Below are 18,010 nucleotides of genomic sequence, written 5' to 3'. Positions count from 1 at the left end.
CCTCCGGGGGGAAGCTCAGTTGGCCTTGGTCGACTCCGGCGCCGCGCCGTTGACCGGCGTCGTGCCGTCGCCGTACTGCGCACGGATCGCGCGCCACGCGCTCTCCGCCGCCTGCTGCTCCGCTTCCTTCTTGCTGCGTCCGACGCCGGTGCCGTAATCGACGCCGCCGACGCGCGCGAGGGCGGTGAAGGTCTTCTCGTGGTCCGGTCCGGTCTCCGACACGACGTATTCGGGTACGCCGATGCCGGTCGCGGCGGTCAGCTCCTGGAGGCTGGTCTTCCAGTCCAGGCCCGCGCCGAGACCCGCGGACGCCTCGATAAGGGGGTCGAACAGCCGGTGCACCAGCTCGGAGGCGGCGTCCAGGCCCTGGTCGAGGTAGACCGCGCCGATGATCGCCTCAAGGGTGTCGGCGAGGATCGACGACTTGTCGCGGCCGCCGGTGCCCTGCTCGCCGCGGCCCAGGCGGATGAACCGGCCCAGGTCGAGCTTGCGGCCCACCCCCGCGAGGGCGCGCGAATTGACCACCGCGGCACGCAGTTTCGCGAGCTGGCCCTCGGGCAGCTCGGGGTGTGCGCGGTAGAGGGTGTCGGTGACCACAAGGCCCAGCACCGAGTCGCCCAGGAATTCCAGGCGCTCGTTGGTGGGAAGGCCACCGTGTTCGTACGCATACGAACGATGTGTGAGTGCGCGCTCCAGAAGGGCGGCGTCGACTGTCCAGCCGAGCCGCCCTTCCAGATCCGCGTACTTCGCAAGCGAGTCCGTCACCGGGACGACCTACCCGGGAATCAGACCTCGAGGACCTGGCGGCGGTTGTAGGTGCCGCAGGTCGGGCAGGCAATGTGGGCCAGCTTGGGCTGACGGCAGCTGTCGCAGGTCACCAGGTTCGGCGTGACAGCCTTCCAGTTGCTGCGGCGGTGGCGGGTGTTGCTGCGCGACATCTTCCGCTTCGGAACAGCCACGGCTACTTCTCCTGGTTCTCATCGGCGCGAGACGCACCGTTGTCGTCGGCTTCGGCGGTCGATCCGTCGAAGAGGCCCTGCAAGGCCGCCCACCGGGGGTCGGCGGTGTCGTGGGAATGCCCTGGGTTCTCGTCGAGCAGAACCCCGCACTCGAGGCACAGCCCGCCGCAATCCTCGCGGCACACCGGTGCGAGCGGCAGTGCGAGCACCACCGCGTCGCGCAGCACCGGCTCCAGGTCGAACAGGTCGCCCACGAGCCGGGGTGCGTCGTCTTCCTCGGTCTCGCTGTCCGGGTAGATGTACAGCTCCTGGAACTCCACCTTGAGCTGACGCTCAAGCGGCTCCAGGCACCGTACGCACTCACCGGCCAACGGCACCTCGGCGACGCCGGAGACCAGCACCCCTTCCATGACCGCCTCGAGCCGGAGATCCAGCTCGAGCGGCACACCCTCGGGGACGCCGATCACCTCGATCTTCATGTCCGCCGGAGCCGGCACTTCGCGGGACACCTTGCGCATGGACCCAGGCCGACGACCCAGCTCTCGTGTGTCCACGACGAGCGGGCTGCGGTGGTCCAGGCGTTCCAGGGTGTCCTGCCTCATGCGGTGAACACCTCGCCCCGGTTCCGGAGGGAGGTGTGGCGGTCATAATTGTCGGCCCCGGGGTCGCCTTGGCAGGCATCCCAAGCAGGGCCGGTCCACAAGACTATCGCAAGTCGGGGCCCGTCCCCCAAACGGGGGCGACGGGCCCCGACCCCGCGAGGCCGGGCGGCCGCGCGAAGAGCGGTACGGCGGCGGCCGGCGGGGCGGTCAGCCGCCCTGGCGGCCGTCCGGGTTGAACTGGCGCACGTCGATCAGGCTGGTGTCGAAGAAGCTCGTCTCGTCGAGCGCCGCGTCGTAGCGCTGCTCGACGTGGCCGCCCTGCTGCGGTACGCCGCCCTGCCCGTACTGGCCTTGCTGCTGCTGGTACTGCGGGATCTCGTAGCCGCCGGACTCGTAGCCGCCCTGGTCGTACACCGGCTGCTGCTGGTAGCCCTGGTCGTAGTAGCCGCCCTGCTGCGGGGCCGCGGCCGCGGGCACGTACTGCGGCTGCTGGGGGTGCTGCGGCTGCTGGGGATGCTGGGGCTGCTCGGGGTAGCCGCCCTGCTGCTGCGCGGGCACCGGCGCGGACTGGCCCAGGAAGGGGGCGTTCTCGTCGGCGTCGAGGCGCGCCTGGAGGCTTCCGACCTGGTGCTGGCCGGTGCCCTCGGCCTCGTCCTGCGCCTTGAGGTACGCGCCGAGGTCGTCGATGGCCTTGCGGCCGCGCATCTTGTCGCGGCCGCGCCCGACGGCGGACAGCGTCTTGGTGAGCACGACCTCGAAGTTGGCCAGCTTCTGGTCGACGTAGTCGTCGGCCTCGCCGCGGATGCGCTCGGCCTCCAGGCGGGCCGCGGTCAGGATGCGCTCGGCCTCGGCGTACGCCTCGCGGGCCACGTCGGTGTCGGCGATCAGCGCACCGCGCTCCTCGCGGGCCCCGGCGACGACGCGCTCCGCCTCGCGGCGGCTCTCGTCGATGACCGCGTCACGGTCGGTGATGATGCGGCGGGCTTCCGCCATCTCCTCCGGCAGGAGGTTCTTGACCTCTTCCAGGCGGGCGACGACCTCGGCCCGGTTCACCACACACGAGGCCGACATCGGCATCGAACGGGCGCTCTCGACCAGAGCGATCAGCTCGTCGAGCTTCGGGGATACGTCCACTGGCGTTGCTCTCTCTCCCGGTGCCGGTCAGACACCACAGCGTACGAGCAGGAGCCGCCTTACTTGGCGTCCAACCGTTCGGTCAGGCGCTGCAACACGGTCGGCGGCAGGTATCCGGACACATCGCCTCCGTAGGTCGCGACCTCTTTGATGAGGCTGGACGACAGGAAGCTGTAGAGCGGATTGGTCGCGACGAAAAGCGTCTCGACCTCTGTCAGACCGTAGTTCATCTGAGCCATCTGCAGCTCGTAGTCGAAGTCGGTCACCGCACGCAGGCCCTTGATGATGGCCGGGATGCCGCGTCGGCGGCAGAAGTCGACGAGCAGTCCCTCGAACGCCTCGACCTTGACGTTGCCGTAGTGGGCGGTGACTTCCTCGATCATCTCGACGCGCTCTTCGACATCGAACAGGCCGGACCGCTTGGAGCGGTTGAAGCCGATCGCGACGTAGACCTCGTCGTACAGGCTGGACGCCCGGCCGATGATGTCCAAGTGCCCGTTGGTCACCGGGTCGAACGACCCGGGGCAGACGACTCGACGCACGGGTTTCTTCCCCTCGATCGCAGGTCCTGAGGCCCTGTTCGGGCTCGTTCCGGGCTCTGGCCGACCCCGGTTACGAGCGCGCGGCGCGACCGTACCAGAGCGTCGCCTCGCCATATCGCCGGGACCTGATCTCCTCGAACCCGGCAGGCCACTCGAACGCCCCGCCGCGCGTGGCCCGCTCGACGGCCACCAGCGCCTCCGCGGCCAGCCAGCCGCCCGCCGCGAGCGCGGTCAGCAACGCGGCCACGTCGGCGCCCGGGAGTTGGTAAGGCGGGTCGAGGAAGACGATGTCGTACGCCTCCGGTGGCGCCTGCTCGGCGGCCACCCGCTCCGCCCGCGCGATCCGCAGCTCGGCGCCCGGCAGCTTGAGGTCGGCGATGTTGGCGCGTACGGCCTTCGCGGCCGCCGCGTCGGACTCGACCAGCAGCGCGTGCGCGGCCCCGCGCGACAGCGCTTCGAGGCCGACCGCACCCGAGCCCGCGAACAGGTCCAGCACCCGCGCGCCGGACAGGCTGCGGCGCAACGACACCAGCGTCGAGAAGAGCCCCTCGCGGGCCCGGTCCGAGGTCGGCCGGGTCCCCTCGCCGGGCGGCACGGCCAGGCGCCGACCGCCCGCGGAGCCGCCGATCACCCGCGTCATGGGCGAAGCCCCGGCGCTGCCGTCGTCAGGTCGTTCATGCGCACCACGCTAGCGGGCGCGGGCGGATGCGATCACGCGACCGCCGCCGGCCGGGCGGTCCCGCGTACCGCCTCCCGCGAGGGCGCGCCGCCGCTCAGCCTTTGTCCAGATACTCCGCCCGGTCCTCGTCCAGCAGGCTGGCCAGCGCGCTGCGCAGGTCCGGGTGCTCGGTCAACTCCGGATCGCGCGCCACGATTTCGGAGGCTTCGTCGCGCGCGGCCACGATCACGTCCTCGTCGCGCACGACGGCGAGCATGCGCAGCGACGAACGGCTGCCGGACTGCGCGTCGCCCAGCACGTCGCCTTCGCGGCGTTGTTCGAGGTCGATGCGGGACAGTTCGAACCCGTCGAGGGTCGCGGCCACGGCGTCCAGTCGCTCGCGCGCGGCGGTCCCGGCGGGCATGTCGCTGACCAGCAGGCACAGCCCGGGGGCGCTCCCGCGCCCGACGCGCCCGCGCAACTGGTGCAGCTGCGAGACGCCGAACCGCTCGGAGTCCATGATCACCATGACCGTGGCGTTCGGGACGTTGACCCCGACCTCGATCACCGTCGTCGCGACAAGCACGTCCAACTCGCCGGCCGTGAAACGACGCATCACGTCGTCCTTCGCGTCCGGTGCCATGCGCCCGTGCAGCACGCCGACCCGCAGCCCCCGCAGCGGCCCGCTCTCCAGCCCCGCCGCGACGTCCAGCACCGCCAGCGGCGGCCGCTTCTCGCCGCCGTCGTCCGCGTCCGCCCCCATGTCGTCCGGATCGTCGAGATAGGCCTCGGGCGGCAGATCCTCCTCGGCGGCCTTCTTGCCCTTCGCCTTCTTCTTCGGCTTGGGCGCGTCCTCCTCGTCGCCGATCCGCGGACACACCACGTACGCCTGGTGCCCCTTGGCGACCTCCTCGCGTACGCGCTCCCACGCCCGGTCCAGGAACTTCGGCTTCTCCCGAGCCGGCACCACGTGCGTCGCGATCGGCGAGCGCCCCGAGGGGAGTTGGTCCAGTACGGACGTCTCCAGGTCGCCGAACACCGTCATCGCGACGGTCCGCGGAATCGGCGTCGCCGTCATGACCAGCAGGTGCGGCGGCCGCTCCGACTTGCCGCGCAGCGCGTCACGCTGCTCCACGCCGAACCGGTGCTGCTCGTCCACGACGACGAGCCCCAGGTCGTGGAACTTCACCTTGTCCTCGATCAGCGCGTGCGTCCCGATGACGATCCCGGCCTCACCCGTCACCAGGTCCAGCAGCGCGGCCCGCCGCGCGGGCACCCCCATCGACCCCGTCAGCAGCGACACCTTCGTGCCCACCTCGGACCCGCCCAGCATCCCCGGCCCCTCGGCGAGCGAGCCCAGCATCTCCACGATCGACCGGTGGTGCTGCTGCGCCAACACCTCGGTAGGCGCCAACAACGCCGCCTGCCCGCCCGCGTCCACCACCGTCAGCATCGCCCGCAAGGCGATCATCGTCTTGCCGCTGCCGACTTCTCCCTGGAGAAGGCGGTGCATGGGGTGTTCGGCGGCGAGGTCGGCGGCGATCTCGGTGCCGACTTTGACCTGGCCTTCGGTGAGGGTGAAGGGGAGTCGGGCGTCGAAGGCGGTCAGCAGGCCGTCGGGGCGGGCCTCGCGGGAAACGGCGGTCTGGGACTGGGCGGCGAGGCGGCGTTGGGCCAGGGCGACTTGGAGGACGAAGGCCTCGTCCCACTTGAGGCGGTCGCGGGCGGCGTTGACCTCGGGCCATGACGACGGCAGGTGGATCCACTGGAGGGCCTGGCGCAGCCCGGGCATGTCGCGGCGGGTGAGGAGGTCCGTGGGGAGCGGGTCGCCGACCTCGCCGAGCGTGTCGAGGGCGACGCGTACGCACTGGGCCAGCTTCCAGGACGGCATCGCGGCGGCGGCCGGGTAGACCGGGATCAGGGCGCCCGCGAACATCTGCGCGGCGCCGGAGTCGTCCTCGTCGTCCTGGTCCATCAACTGGTAGTCGGGCTGGTTGAGTTGCAGTTCGTCGCGGAAGCGGGCGACCTTGCCGGAGAAGAGGCCGCGCATGCCGGGGCGGAGTTCGCGTTCGCGCCAGGCCTGGTTGAAGAACGTCAGCTTGAGGTTGCCGCGACCGTCGGTGACGACCACTTCGAGGAGGTTCCCGCGGCGGTTGCGGAACTGGCGGGCGGTCACCTTGGCGATCTCGGCCATGACGGTGATGTGCTCGTCGACTTCGAGGCGCGAGAGGTCGGTGAGGCGGCCGCGTTCGGCGTACCGGCGCGGGTAGTGGCGCAGCAGATCGCCCACGGTGCCGAGACCGAGGGACTTGGCCAGCACCTTCGCGGTCCGGTCCCCGACCAGTTTGGCCAGCGGTTCATCGAGGCGGGACATGACGGCGTACGTTCTCCCTGGCTGACCGACGACGGGGGGTGCCAAGCGGCCTTGGCGACGTTACCCGCCGGGGCGGACAAGCAGGGGCATTCCCCCGAGCGCGGCGCTACTCGACGCCGATCAGCAGCGGGTAGACGGACTGGCCGCCGCTGTAGACGACGGCGTCGACCTCCGGGCGGCCCGCGCGCATCGCGGTGACCAGCTGGTCGGCGAGGCCGGTGTCGATCTGCGCGCCGGTGACCAGCGTGACCAGCTCGCCGCCGCCGGCGAGCATGCGGTCGAGCACGGTCTTGCCGGTCTCGGCGAGGTCCTGCCCGATGACCGCGATGTCGCCGTCGATGATGCCGAGGACGTCGCCCGCCTGGCAGACGCCGGCCATCGTCCACGCCTCGCGCGTCGCGGTGGTGAGGGCGCCGTACCGCGTCGCGCCGGCCGCCGACGTCATGCCGACGACGTCCTGGTCGAACCGGCGCCCGGGCTCGTGCACCGCGAGGGCGGCGATCCCCTGGACGGCGGCCTTGGTGGGCACCACCTGCACACGAATGCCGTACGCGTGCGCCTGCTCGGCCGCGACGCCCGCGACCGCGTGGCCGTCCGGGTCGTTCGGCATCAGCACCACCTCGCGGGCGCCGGTCGCGCGTACGGCCTCGACGAGCGCTCCGGTCGACGGCGCGCGCCCCGGGCCGGCCTCGACCACATGTGCGCCGGCCTCGGTGAACAGTGCGGCCAGGCCGTCGCCGTGGACGACCGCGACGATCGCGCGCCCGGCGGCCACCCGCGCCCCGTCGTGCGGCACCGCGTCCGAGACGGCGAGGTGCGTGATGCGGATGCGGTGCGGGCGACCCGCCTCGACGCCGGCCTCGACAGCGGCGCCCGCGTCGTCGACGTGGACGTGCACGTTCCACAGGCCCTCGCCGCCGACCACGACGAGCGAGTCCCCGAGGCCGTCGAGGCGCGTGCGCAGCGCCGGGATGGCGTCGTCGGGGGCGTCGAGGAGGTAGATGACCTCGAAGGACGGCGCCTGCGGGTCCTCGGCACAACGCGCCTCGGGCTCAAGGGCCTTCGGTACGGGCACATGCGCGCGCGGGGCGGTCGGCCGTTCGCCGGTGACCACAGCGACGAGCGCGTCGAACAGCACGCACAGGCCGCGGCCGCCCGCGTCGACGACTCCGGCGCGGCGCAGGACGTCCAATTGTTCGGGGGTGCGCGCGAGGGCGTCGCGGGCGGCGGAGGCGGCGCCGCGTACGACCGCGGTGAGGTCGTCGTCGGCTTGTTCGCACCCGGTGGCCGCGGCGCGCGCCACGGTCAGCATGGTGCCCTCTACCGGGCGGGCCACAGCGACGTACGCCTCCTCGGCGGCCCGCCGCAGCGCCCGCCGCAGGACGGGGCCGCTCGCGCGCTCGGCGCCGTCGGCGAGGGCGTCGCGGTACTCGGCCTCCACCTGGTCGGCCATGCCGCGCAGGAGCTGGCTGAGGATGACACCGGAATTGCCGCGTGCCCCCATGAGCGCGCCGTGGGCCAGCGCGCGGATGGTGCCGGGGAGGTCGGGTTCGTCGCCGTCGCGCACGTCGCGCACGTCACGTGCTTCGCGCGCTTCGGGGCCGTTGCGGTTCTCGCGGGTCTCGCGGTTCTCACGGGTCTCGCGGTTGAACAGGGCCTCGACCTCGGCCATGCCCGCTTCGAGGGTGAGGAAGAGGTTCGTCCCGGTGTCTCCGTCGGGCACCGGGTAGACGTTGAGCGCGTCGATCTCCTCGCGCGCGCGCCCAAGCTGCTGTAGCCCGGCCCGGCACCAGCGGCGTACCGCCGGAGCGTCCAGCTCTCCCAGCACGCCCACCTCGCCGTTCTCCTCGGATGCGCTCCGCCCGTAGTTGCTGGTGCAGCGTATCCGCCCCAGGGGCCCGGGAAGGTGCCGACGACCATGCGATAAGCTGGCGGCGAAGCGTGACGAGTTCTGTCGGATGTCCGTTGTCGCCCACTTGGGTATTGCTCGTAGCGCGGGCGATGCCCGCAAGCGCGGATTGGCGTCCCCACCCGCTCGTCGGTTACTCTTCCTCGGTTGCCTGGCACCTGCCGGCACGTGAACGTACGCGCAATCCTTATTCGTCTTTGGAGTGTCTCCCGTGGCTGCCAACTGCGACGTCTGCGGCAAGGGGCCGGGTTTCGGCAACAACATCTCGCACTCGCACCGCCGCACCCGCCGTCGCTGGAACCCGAACATCCAGACGGTCCGCACGGTACAGGGCGGCACGCCGAAGCGCCTGAACGCTTGCACCTCGTGCATCAAGGCGGGCAAGGTTACCCGCTGACCTGAGCTGAACCGAAGAGCCGGACCACCGCGCGGTGGTCCGGCTCTTCGTTGTGCCCGGGGGCCGGGGCCCGCCGCCTGTGCGGTGTGCGGGCGCCGCCCGCGTGCTGTGCGGGTGCCCGCTTGTCGTGCGCGGACGCCGCGCGTCAGGCTCGGAACCGCCAGCCGTGGTCGACCGGCCCGATCCCGGCCCCCAGCGGGAAGCCCTCGCGGATCGCGCCCGTCACGTACTCCTTGGCGGCACCCACCGCACGCGGCACGTCACGGCCCAGGGCGAGGTACGACGCGATCGCACTCGCCAGGGTGCACCCCGTACCGTGCGTGTGGCGGTTGTCGAAGCGGTCGCTGCGGAACCAGTGTTCGCGCGAGCCGTCGAACAGCAGGTCGGCGGCTTCACCCTTCAGGTGCCCGCCCTTGACCAGCACCCATTCCGGACCGAACGCGAGGACCGCCTCCGCGGCCTTGCGCATGTCGGCCTCCTCGCGCACCTCGAGCCCGGTGAGCTGCTGGACCTCGAACAGGTTGGGCGTGACGACGGTGGCGGTCGGCAGCAGTTTGCCGCGTACCGCATCCAATGCCTCCTCGGCCAGCAGCGCGTCGCCGTGCTTGGAGACCGACACAGGGTCGACCACGACCGCGGCCTTTTGCGTGGCCAGCAGCTCGGCGACGGTCTCGACGAGTACGGGCGACGCGAGCATGCCGGTCTTGACCGCCTGCACACCGATGTCGTCGACGACGCTGCGGTACTGCGCCCGCACCGCCTCGGGCGGCAGCTCCCAATAGCCCTGGACGCCGAGCGAGTTCTGCGCGGTGACGGCCGCGATGACGCTCATGCCGTGCACGCCGAGGGCGAGCATGGTCTTCAGGTCGGCCTGGATCCCGGCGCCGCCGCCGGAGTCGGAACCCGCGATCGTGAGCACGCGGGCGGGAGTCTGCACCATGCTTGCCAGCCTATCGACCGGCCTGGACGCCTCCACCGGGCCATGCCGCCCGGCCACCTTGCCGGGCCGGGCCGGTGTCATCCGCCGAAGTGGTCCCAGCCGCCCCCGCCGGACCACTCCTCGCCGTCCACGGTGACACCGGGGCCGCCGCCGGCCACCTGTCCCACGACCCGCCACCGCGCGGTCAGCGCGGTCCCGGCCGGGAACGTCGCGACGAGTGCGTGGTCCTCACCCCCGGTGAGGACCCACTGCAGCGGGTCCGCGCCCAGCGCCCGTGCGACGTCGCGCATTTGTGCCGGGATGTCGAACAGCTCGCTGCGCAGGTCCAGGCGTACGCCGGAGGCCCGGGCCAGGTGGCCGAGATCGGCGATCAGGCCGTCGCTGACGTCGAGCATCGCGGTGGCGCCCAGGCGGGCGGCGGCGGGGCCGGCCTCGTACGGCGGCTCGGGCCGCCGGTGCGCCTCGACGAACGCACGCGGGTTGCGGTGGCCGTGGCTGAGGATCGCGAACCCGGCGGCGGACCAACCGAGCCATCCGGCGACCGCCACGATGTCCCCGGCGCGGGCGCCGGCGCGGGTGACGGGGGCGCGGCCCTGGAGGTCGCCGAGCGCGGTGATCGAGATCATGACGGAGCTGCCGCGCACGACGTCGCCGCCCGCGACGCCGGTGTCCACGACCGCGCATTCGTCGCGGAGCCCGTCGTACAGTTCGAGCGCCCACGCCACCGGGAGTTCGGCCGGGCCCACCAGGCCGACGAGCAGCGCGGTGGGGACCGCCCCCATCGCCGCGATGTCGGCGAGGTTCTGGGCGGCGGCCTTGCGCCCGACGTCGTACGCGGTCGACCAGTCGCGCCGGAAGTGCCGTCCCTCGACCAGCAGGTCCGTGGTGGCCACGACGCGCCCGTCCGGCGCGGCGACCACGGCCGCGTCGTCGCCGGGCCCCAGCGGCACGTGTCTGCCGGTGGGGACCCGCTCGGTGAGCGCACCGATGAGGCCGAACTCGCCGAGGTCGCCCAACGTCCCGCTCATGGGTGGTGTCCCGTCCTGTCGGTGTCCGGTCGCCGGTCCGGTGATGTCGTGATCTGGTCGCTGAAGTGCTCAAATGCGCAGGCGGGCGGCGCTCCCGACACATCGAAAGTTTGCACAAACTTCCCCTGAAGTCCGGCCGCGACATGGTCGCCCGCGTCCACGCGGTCGACAATGGTTGCATCCGACCGCGCCGAACCGCGCGGCGCGGTGGCGGGTCCCCTTCCTGGGGGCCGCGCGGATCCCCTCAATCCTGGCGTGCCGGGAGGCCGTGGTGGTACAGGCATACATCCTGATCCAGACCGAGGTCGGTCGGGCGGCGGCGGTGGCCCGGCAGATCGCCGCGCTGCCGGGCATCACCGCGGCCGAGGACGTCACCGGGCCGTACGACGTGATCGTGCGCGCCGAGGCCTCCGACGTCGACGAACTCGGACGCCTGGTCGTCGCGAAGGTGCAGCGCGTCGAGGGCATCACGCGCACCCTGACGTGCCCGGTGGTGCACCTCGGCTGACCCGCGCGCAAGCTCCCGGCCGACGACGAGCGGGGCACCCTCGGGCGCGCGTGCCCCGCACCTTGCGTGCCCCGCATCCCGCGCCTTCCGGCGCGGTGCCTAGGATCGGCACGTGACCGACCCCGACGCGCCCGCTCCCGACGCGCCCGAATCCCCCACGCCGGCCCCCGTCGGGTCCGCCGCCGAACCGGCACCCGTACGGTCCGACCCGCGCCCCCGGCTGCTCAAGTACGTGGTGCCCGGCGCCGTGGTCGCCGGCGGCCTGCTGCTGACCGCCATCACGCTGCTCGACGGCGACCCGGACCCGGTGAAGGTCCGGCTGCCGCAGCCCCCGGCGGAGGTCCGCGCGGAGATCGACCGCATCTGCCGCGACCTGCAGGACCAGCTGCCGGACAAGGTGCTGGACGCCGAGTCGCGCAAGACGGTCCCGGACTCCGACCTGATCGCGGCGTGGGGCGACCCGGCGGTCGTGCTGCGCTGCGGGGTGCCGACGCCGGTCTCGCTGCGCCCGGACGACCCGCGCTACGACCCCGCGCAGAACGTCGCGGGCGTCAACGGCGTCGACTGGTCGTTCACTTTCCTCGGCGAGGGGAAGGGCGTGCGCTTCACGACGCTGCACCGCGAGGTGAACATCGAGGTCACCGTGCCGGCGAAGTTCGGCCAGCAGACCGGTCCGCTCACCGCGCTCGCGGAACCGGTGAAGCGGACCGTGCCGGCCACGATGGGCAGTGGCTGACGCCGCGAACCCGCTCAGCGCAGAAGTGAGTTCGGGCGCTCCAGCGCGGCGCTGATGAGGCGGTCGACCAACTCCGGGTACTCGACCCCGCTCGCCTTCCACATCTGCGGGTACATCGACACCGGGGTGAAGCCGGGCATGGTGTTGACCTCGTTGATGACCACGCCGCCGCCGTCCAGCAGGAAGAAGTCGACGCGCGCGAGACCTTCGCAGCTGAGGGCATCGAACGCGGCCACCGCCATGCGCTGCACCTCGCGCGTCTGCTCGTCCGTGAGGAGGGCGGGCACGTCGGTCTCGGTCACGTCGTCGAGGTACTTGGCCTCGAAGTCGTAGAACTCGTGGTCGCCGCGCACCCGGATCTCCGCCGGGACGCTCGCGATCGCGCCGTCCCGGGTCTCCAGTACGCCGCATTCGATCTCGCGGCCGGTCAGCATGCCTTCGACGATGACCTTGGGGTCGTGCTTGCGCGCGGTCTCGATCGCCTCGTCGAGCGCGTCGATGTCGTGGACCTTGCTGATGCCCATGCTCGAACCGGCGCGCGCGGGCTTGACGAACACCGGGAAGCCGAGCGCCGCGACGGCCTCGCGCACCGCGGCGGGGTCGCGCTCCCAGTCGCGCGGGCGGATCGTCGTGTACGGGCCGATCGGCAGGCCGAAGCCTTCGAACACCCGCTTCATGTACTCCTTGTCCATGCTGACCGAACTGGCCAGCACGCCCGAGCCGACGTACGGCACACCCGCGAGTTCCAGCAGGCCCTGGATGGTGCCGTCCTCGCCGTACGCGCCGTGCAGCAGCGGGAACACCACGTCCACGCCGCCGAGCAGGTCGGTGACCTGCCCGGTCTCGACGAGCGTGAGCTCGCGCTGCGTCGGGTCGGCGGCCAGCACCACGGAACCGCCGGGCTCCGCGACGTCGGTGACGTCCGGCAGCCGCCCGGAGTTGCCGATCGCGAGGCGCTCGGCGGCGTCGGCGACCAGGGCCCAGCGGCCGTCCTGCGTGATGCCGAGCGGGAGCACGTCGTACTTCTCCCGGTCGATGGCGGCGAGCACACTGCCCGCGGTCACGCAGGAGATCGCGTGCTCGGAGCTGCGCCCGCCGAACACGACGGCGACGCGCGGACGCGTGCCGCCGGCGGGGGTGCCGGTGGTGCCAGGGGTGCCGGAAGCGGGGGTGACGTCGTTCATGGTGGCAAAACCCTACTGCCACATGTGTGCGAGCGTTGGGAGGCACCTCGCGGACGTCGGGGTTCGGCGTCGGTGTTCGGCGTCGGGGGGTGACGTCCGCGTCGGTGTCGGCGTCAGCCGTCGACGTCGTACCTCTCCGGCTTGGCGCTGCGCGACATGAGCTCTTTGACCGCCAGGCGCGGGGATTTGCCGTCCTTCACCATCGCGACCACGGTGTCGACGATCGGCATCTCCACGCCGTGCCGGCGCGCGAGTTCCTGCACCGCGACACACGACTTGACGCCCTCGGTGGTCTGGCTCGTCGCGGCGGTGGCCTCGTCGAGCGTCATGCCGCGCCCGAGGTTCATGCCGAAGGTGTGGTTGCGCGACAACGTCGACGAGCAGGTCGCCACCAGGTCGCCCAGGCCCGCGAGACCGGCGAACGTGTGCTGGTCGGCGCCCATCGCGGCGCCGAGGCGCATCGTCTCGGCAAGGCCGCGGGTGATGAGCGAGGCCTTGGCGTTGTCGCCCAGGTCCAGGCCGTCGGCGGCGCCGGCCGCGAGGCCGATGACGTTCTTGACGGTGCCGCCGAGTTCGCAGCCGACCACATCGGAGTTCGTGTACGGCCGGAAGTACGGCGTCATGCACGCGGCCTGGAGCCTGCGGGCGACGTCCTCGTCCGCACAGGCGACCACGCTCGCGGCGGGAAGGCGCCGGGCGATCTCGGCCGCCAGGTTGGGCCCGCTGACGACCGCCACGCGGTCCTCGGCGACGCCGGCGACCTCGCCGATGACCTCGCTCATGCGCTTGGCGGTGCCGAGTTCGATGCCCTTCATGAGGCTCACCAGAACCGCGTCGGAGGGCAGCAGCGGCGCCCATGCGGTGAGGTTCCCGCGCAGCGACTGCGACGGCACGGAAAGCACCACGAAGTCGGCGCCCGCGGCGGCCTTCCCGGGGTCGACCGTCGCGGTGACCGTCTCGGGCAGGCGGACCCCGGGGAAGTAGCCGGGGTTGTGGTGGTCGTCGTTGATCGCGTCGACGACCTCGGCGCGGCGCGCCCACAGCGTCACGTCGCAGCCCGCGTCGGCGAGGATCATCGCGAAGGCCGTCCCCCAGGAGCCGGCGCCGAACACCGCGCAGCGCGTCATGCGGCGCCGCCCTCGGCGGTGCGCTCGGTCGGGCGCTCCGCGGGGCGCTCGGCCGGGGGTTCGGCGGGGGCCTCGGCGAGAGTCTCGGCGGGGCTCTCGGCGGCGGGGCCGGTCACGGGCTTGTCCCCCTCGGCGGGGCCGGTCGCCGCCGGATCCGCCTGCGGTCCGGGCGTGTTCTTGGCCTTGCGGCGGCTCTCGCGCGGCGGGACGGGCTCTTCGCGCAACTTGGCGAGCAGTTCGGTCACGGCGTCCATGATGCGGTCCGTGGCGCCGCGCAGGACATCGGCGGTCAGTTCGCGGCCGCGGAACTCGTCGAGGTCGACGGCCGGTCCGGCGAGCACCTTCATGGTCTTGCGCGGGAGGAGGCGGGGGCGCTTGGCGTACGGCGCCAGCAGGTCCTGGGCACCCCACTGGGCGACCGGGATCACCGGAGCGCCGGTGGTCAGCGCGATGCGCGCGGCACCGGTCTTGCCCTGCATGGGCCACAGCGCCTTGTCGCGCGTGATCGTGCCCTCGGGGTAGACGGCCACGCAGTCGCCGCGTTCGACCGCCTCCACCGCGGCGCGGAAGGCCAGCGCGGCGTCGGCGGAATCGCGATAGACGGGGATCTGGCCGGCGCCCTTGATGATGCGGCCCACCACCGGGATCTTGAACAGCGAGGACTTCGCGAGGAAGTGCGCCTCACGGCCGGACTCGTACTGGAAATGCGCATAAGTCAGCGGGTCGACATAACTGATGTGGTTGACCGCGGTGACGAAGCCGCCCTCCACGGGGATGTGCTCCATCCCGCGCCAGTCGCGCTTGGTGAACACCAGGAGCAGGGGTTTGACCACCACGACCACGACGCGGTACCAGAAGCCGATCCTTCTCCGGGCCATCAGTAGCGAGCCTCCTGAGTCGTGTTGCGCCGTGTCCCTGCTCACACAATGGGCGACCGGGCTGAGCGGATGCCGATTATGTACAAGGGAACACCATGGTGTGATCGCCCCCGGGCACAACCCCCCGCGCCCCGGTCGATGCCCGTAGTTTCCCGTGAGAATCGTCGCGATGTCGAGAAAGGCGCACGTCCAACGCACCGGCGGAGTCCGGAGCAATGCTTTTACCGGCCTCGAACGGGCGTCCGGCACGAGGTCGCGCACCGACGATCGAGCGGGCGGATCCGGGCACACAAGGGCACGGCATACGAGCACAGATGAGCAAGGTTGGGCACGCTTGAGCCCACTCGATCGAGTCGATCGAGCACGCCGGGCAAGGCTTGGACAAGCCTTGGGCACGACAGGAACAGCGAGACGCAGGGAGGACGGATGCGCGAACCCCGGGTGACCCCTGGCCTCGCGGTACGCCCCGGCCTTCCGGTCGTCCCGCCCGCACCGCGCCACTGGCGGCTGGTGGTGCCCGTGAAGCCCCTGCCGATCGCCAAGAGCCGCCTGGCCCCCGCGACCGGGGAGCACCGCGGCGAACTCGCCCTGGCGTTCGCCGCGGACACGGTACGCGCGGCGCTGGCATGCGGGCGCGTCGACGGGGTCCTGGTGGTGACGGACGACCCGCTGGTCGCCGAGGCGGTGCGCGCGCAGGGCGCGGAGACCGCGGCCGACGTGGGCGGCGGGCTCAACGCGGCGCTCGCGCACGGTGCCGCACTCGCCGGGCGGCGCTGGCCGGGCACCGGGATCGCGGCGCTGTCCGCCGACCTGCCCGCGCTGCGCTCCGCGGAGTTGGACCGGGTGCTCGGCCAAGCAAGCGCGTACCACCGCTCGTTCCTGCCGGATGCGGCCGGCATCGGCACGACTCTGCTGGCGGCTTCCCCGGGAGTTCCGCTCGCGCCCGCCTTCGGCGGCGCCTCCCGGGCCCGGCACCGCGCCTCAGGGGCCCACGAACTCAGGCCGCCGGGTGTCGATTCGGTACGCCGGGACGTCGACACCGTCGAGGACCTCGCGCGCGCGGTCGAGCTGGGTGTCGGCCCGCGGACGTGGACGGTCCTGCCGTTGCTGACGGCGGGCTGCTGATGTCGGCTCCTGACGTCCGCTCCTGACGTCCGCTGCCGAAGTCGGGCTGCTGGGTGCGGGCTGCCCGACCAAGGGCTGCGCCCCTCTGGGCTGAGGCCCGGATGGTTGCGGCCCGCAGGGCTGCGGTCGCGCGGCCGCGGTCCGAGGCGGCAGGGCCACGCGCGGTTCGCCCCGGACGGTTTCGCGGCTCGGGAGGGTCCGGCGAAGCCGGTGCGGCGGTACACGATCAAGGCCGCGGGCCCGAGAAGGCGTGTAGTGGCCCACTGGACGCCCGTTCGTGGCCTCCGGCACCTCGCAGTAGCCCACAGGAGACTTCGCGGCCTCAGCGGGCCGTACAGCGTTGCCGGCGTCGGTCACGGCGGGCCGTACCCTCGAGCCATGCAGGGAACCGTGCACACATTCGACGCCGCCACCCGGTCGGGCACCGTGCTGCTCGACGACGGCAGCGCGCTCCCCTACCCCGCATCGGCGTTCGACGCCTCGGGGCTTCGGCTCTTGCGGCCCGGCCAGCGGGTGCGGCTCAAGGTCGAAGGCGAAGGGCCGAAGCGCACCGCGGTATTCCTGACGATCGCCACGCTGTCCGATCCGCATGTGTGACCACCCGCCGAACACCCGTACGGCCTAAGCAAACGCGCCCCGGGCGCCGCGCGGGAGGCAGCAAGTGCCTCCCGTCCCCCCGGTTTTCCGCCTTCCGAGTAGCCACTGCCACCCCGATGGCCCAACGACTCGACCCGCAACTCACCCGCCCCGCAGGCCTCGAACGTACTCGCGAGCCGCGAGCGCGCCGGGCCGAGCGACCCCAACAGCCCCGCCGCGCACGGGGCGCGGCGGCGGCGCGGCGAGTCACGGGCGATGCGCCGGCGCCCTGAGACGGCACGGTGGTACCCGAGGGGTTCAAGGCGGTCGGAGGGCTTGGCGGGACTGGTGCCGTACCCGAACGGCCCTGCAGCGTATGGGTCGCGCGTGAACGGGGTGCGGTGACGCGCGACCGCCGATCGTCCAACTCCCCCGGCTCCCCTGCCCCAACGCTCCGCGAGTTGGCCCACCAGGTCGACGCGCCCACGAACAAGCGTGCGAATAGCGGTGCCACGGAAGGGATCGAGGGCGTACGGAGCACCCGGCGGTCGGCGCCGAGCCCAACTCGGGGGCATGGCCCGGCAACTGCGCACCGACGGCGTCCAGTTGCCTCTCGCTCCGCAGCTTTGGGCACCGCTCCGAGAGCCGCCCAGCCGAGATGTGCCCCGGCCTCTCGTGTCGCGGGTTTGCCAACTCGCAGTGACGATCCGGCAACTGCGGGCCGCGGCGGCGGCCGTGGGGTGGCCGAGCTGCGTCCGGGGACCGTCCCGAGGACTCCGACAGGCACGTCCGCCCCCACCCCACCCGAACCGACGCCTCTGCCAAACCCGTAGGCCCGTAGGCCCGAAGGGCCTGAAGCCCTGAAGCCCTGATGCCTTGAGCCCGTCGAGTCCTGGCCGCAGCCACGTAGGTCCTCGGCGACCGCGGCCACGCCACGCGCGGCGCCGGAGCCCCGGGCTGGGGGCCGTCGTTCGCCGGGTCAGATGCCGCGGCGTTCAATGCAGTCCGCAACCGCGGCTCCCACCCCGGGGCCCGCGGACCGCGAAGTGCCCGTGTACGCGGGCCACAAGGCCCGGTACGGGCCGGCCCGTAGAAGTCCCGTCCCCGGCTCGGCCGGACCCGTTCCCGCGCCGCGCAGGCGGATCGCGCCCGAACGGCCCTGTCCCGTCAGGCCCCCGCCGACGCCCGGCCGGGGTGCGCCGCCCCCGTCTCCGACCCGCGTGTCCGCCCCGTCTCCGTCGCCTGTGCGGAACGCGGGGTTCCGGACGCGGGGGGGGGCGGCCCCCACCAACAGTGGGGACGGCCGCGGGCGCGGGGGGTTGAGCGTGTGGGG

General features: G+C 72.5%; 18 protein-coding genes. 5 read left to right on the top strand and 13 right to left on the bottom strand.

The window, feature by feature from the left end:
• Positions 1-15 precede the first annotated feature (15 nt).
• The 8 genes from rnc to ACWD12_RS15055 all read right to left on the bottom strand — a co-directional run bounded on the left by rnc (position 16) and on the right by ACWD12_RS15055 (position 8,097).
• A complete protein-coding gene (rnc, locus tag ACWD12_RS15090; RefSeq protein WP_358361609.1) occupies positions 16-765 on the bottom strand; it encodes a ribonuclease III in 750 nt (249 codons plus the stop codon).
• A 20-nt stretch (positions 766-785) separates the two neighbouring features.
• The gene (rpmF, locus tag ACWD12_RS15085; RefSeq protein WP_358361612.1) at positions 786-959 is read right to left on the bottom strand and encodes a 50S ribosomal protein L32; all 174 of its coding nucleotides are present in this window, start codon (positions 957-959) and stop codon (positions 786-788) included.
• A gap of 2 nt (positions 960-961) precedes the next feature.
• Positions 962-1,561: a YceD family protein gene (locus ACWD12_RS15080; RefSeq protein ID WP_358361615.1), complete on the bottom strand. Its 600-nt coding sequence runs from the start codon at positions 1,559-1,561 to the stop codon at positions 962-964.
• A 207-nt stretch (positions 1,562-1,768) separates the two neighbouring features.
• Positions 1,769-2,695, bottom strand: coding sequence for an ATP synthase subunit B family protein (locus ACWD12_RS15075; protein ID WP_358361618.1), 927 nt, complete (start codon positions 2,693-2,695; stop codon positions 1,769-1,771).
• A 59-nt stretch (positions 2,696-2,754) separates the two neighbouring features.
• Positions 2,755-3,237: a pantetheine-phosphate adenylyltransferase gene (gene coaD / locus ACWD12_RS15070; RefSeq protein WP_358361620.1), complete on the bottom strand. Its 483-nt coding sequence runs from the start codon at positions 3,235-3,237 to the stop codon at positions 2,755-2,757.
• A gap of 70 nt (positions 3,238-3,307) precedes the next feature.
• Entirely contained in the window at positions 3,308-3,877 is a 570-nt protein-coding gene (rsmD, locus tag ACWD12_RS15065; protein WP_358361623.1) for a 16S rRNA (guanine(966)-N(2))-methyltransferase RsmD, read from the bottom strand.
• A 133-nt stretch (positions 3,878-4,010) separates the two neighbouring features.
• Positions 4,011-6,269: an ATP-dependent DNA helicase RecG gene (gene recG / locus ACWD12_RS15060; protein ID WP_358361626.1), complete on the bottom strand. Its 2,259-nt coding sequence runs from the start codon at positions 6,267-6,269 to the stop codon at positions 4,011-4,013.
• Positions 6,270-6,375: 106 nt separating this feature from the next.
• Positions 6,376-8,097 carry a DAK2 domain-containing protein gene (locus tag ACWD12_RS15055; protein WP_450100085.1) on the bottom strand — a complete coding sequence of 574 codons (1,722 nt, stop codon included), beginning with the start codon at positions 8,095-8,097 and terminating at the stop codon, positions 6,376-6,378.
• A gap of 283 nt (positions 8,098-8,380) precedes the next feature.
• Here ACWD12_RS15055 and rpmB point away from each other — a divergent pair, with 283 nt between their 5' ends.
• A complete protein-coding gene (gene rpmB, locus ACWD12_RS15050) occupies positions 8,381-8,575 on the top strand; it encodes a 50S ribosomal protein L28 (protein ID WP_450099906.1) in 195 nt (64 codons plus the stop codon).
• A gap of 145 nt (positions 8,576-8,720) precedes the next feature.
• Here rpmB and thiD read toward each other — a convergent pair whose 3' ends face one another.
• Together thiD and ACWD12_RS15040 are read right to left on the bottom strand one after the other, a co-directional pair.
• The gene (gene thiD, locus ACWD12_RS15045; RefSeq protein ID WP_358361629.1) at positions 8,721-9,515 is read right to left on the bottom strand and encodes a bifunctional hydroxymethylpyrimidine kinase/phosphomethylpyrimidine kinase; all 795 of its coding nucleotides are present in this window, start codon (positions 9,513-9,515) and stop codon (positions 8,721-8,723) included.
• A gap of 77 nt (positions 9,516-9,592) precedes the next feature.
• Positions 9,593-10,543: a thiamine-phosphate kinase gene (locus ACWD12_RS15040; RefSeq protein WP_358361631.1), complete on the bottom strand. Its 951-nt coding sequence runs from the start codon at positions 10,541-10,543 to the stop codon at positions 9,593-9,595.
• A gap of 271 nt (positions 10,544-10,814) precedes the next feature.
• Here ACWD12_RS15040 and ACWD12_RS15035 point away from each other — a divergent pair, with 271 nt between their 5' ends.
• Both ACWD12_RS15035 and ACWD12_RS15030 read left to right on the top strand, forming a co-directional pair.
• Entirely contained in the window at positions 10,815-11,051 is a 237-nt protein-coding gene (locus ACWD12_RS15035; RefSeq protein WP_450100084.1) for an Lrp/AsnC ligand binding domain-containing protein, read from the top strand.
• A gap of 112 nt (positions 11,052-11,163) precedes the next feature.
• Positions 11,164-11,787 (top strand): DUF3515 domain-containing protein, encoded by a 624-nt coding sequence (locus ACWD12_RS15030; protein WP_450099905.1) that lies wholly within the window; start codon positions 11,164-11,166, stop codon positions 11,785-11,787.
• Between the two features lie 14 nt (positions 11,788-11,801).
• Here ACWD12_RS15030 and ACWD12_RS15025 read toward each other — a convergent pair whose 3' ends face one another.
• The 3 genes from ACWD12_RS15025 to ACWD12_RS15015 form a co-directional block, all read right to left on the bottom strand.
• Entirely contained in the window at positions 11,802-12,971 is a 1,170-nt protein-coding gene (locus ACWD12_RS15025; protein WP_450099904.1) for a D-alanine--D-alanine ligase family protein, read from the bottom strand.
• 113 nt (positions 12,972-13,084) lie between these two features.
• A complete protein-coding gene (locus ACWD12_RS15020) occupies positions 13,085-14,098 on the bottom strand; it encodes an NAD(P)H-dependent glycerol-3-phosphate dehydrogenase (protein WP_450099903.1) in 1,014 nt (337 codons plus the stop codon).
• Complete coding sequence (locus tag ACWD12_RS15015) at positions 14,095-14,976, bottom strand: lysophospholipid acyltransferase family protein (RefSeq protein WP_450099902.1); 882 nt, start codon at positions 14,974-14,976, stop codon at positions 14,095-14,097. The genes ACWD12_RS15020 and ACWD12_RS15015 overlap by 4 nt, the downstream gene beginning before the upstream one ends.
• A 426-nt stretch (positions 14,977-15,402) precedes the next feature.
• Here ACWD12_RS15015 and cofC point away from each other — a divergent pair, with 426 nt between their 5' ends.
• Together cofC and ACWD12_RS15005 are read left to right on the top strand one after the other, a co-directional pair.
• The gene (cofC, locus tag ACWD12_RS15010) at positions 15,403-16,101 is read left to right on the top strand and encodes a 2-phospho-L-lactate guanylyltransferase (protein ID WP_450099901.1); all 699 of its coding nucleotides are present in this window, start codon (positions 15,403-15,405) and stop codon (positions 16,099-16,101) included.
• Positions 16,102-16,479: 378 nt separating this feature from the next.
• On the top strand, positions 16,480-16,698 hold the full coding sequence (locus ACWD12_RS15005; protein ID WP_450099900.1) for a cold-shock protein: 219 nt from the start codon (positions 16,480-16,482) through the stop codon (positions 16,696-16,698).
• The last annotated feature ends 1,312 nt before the right edge of the window (positions 16,699-18,010 follow it).

Source organism: Streptodolium elevatio, from assembly GCF_053592165.1.
This window is presented reverse-complemented; position numbering and strand designations above follow the sequence as displayed.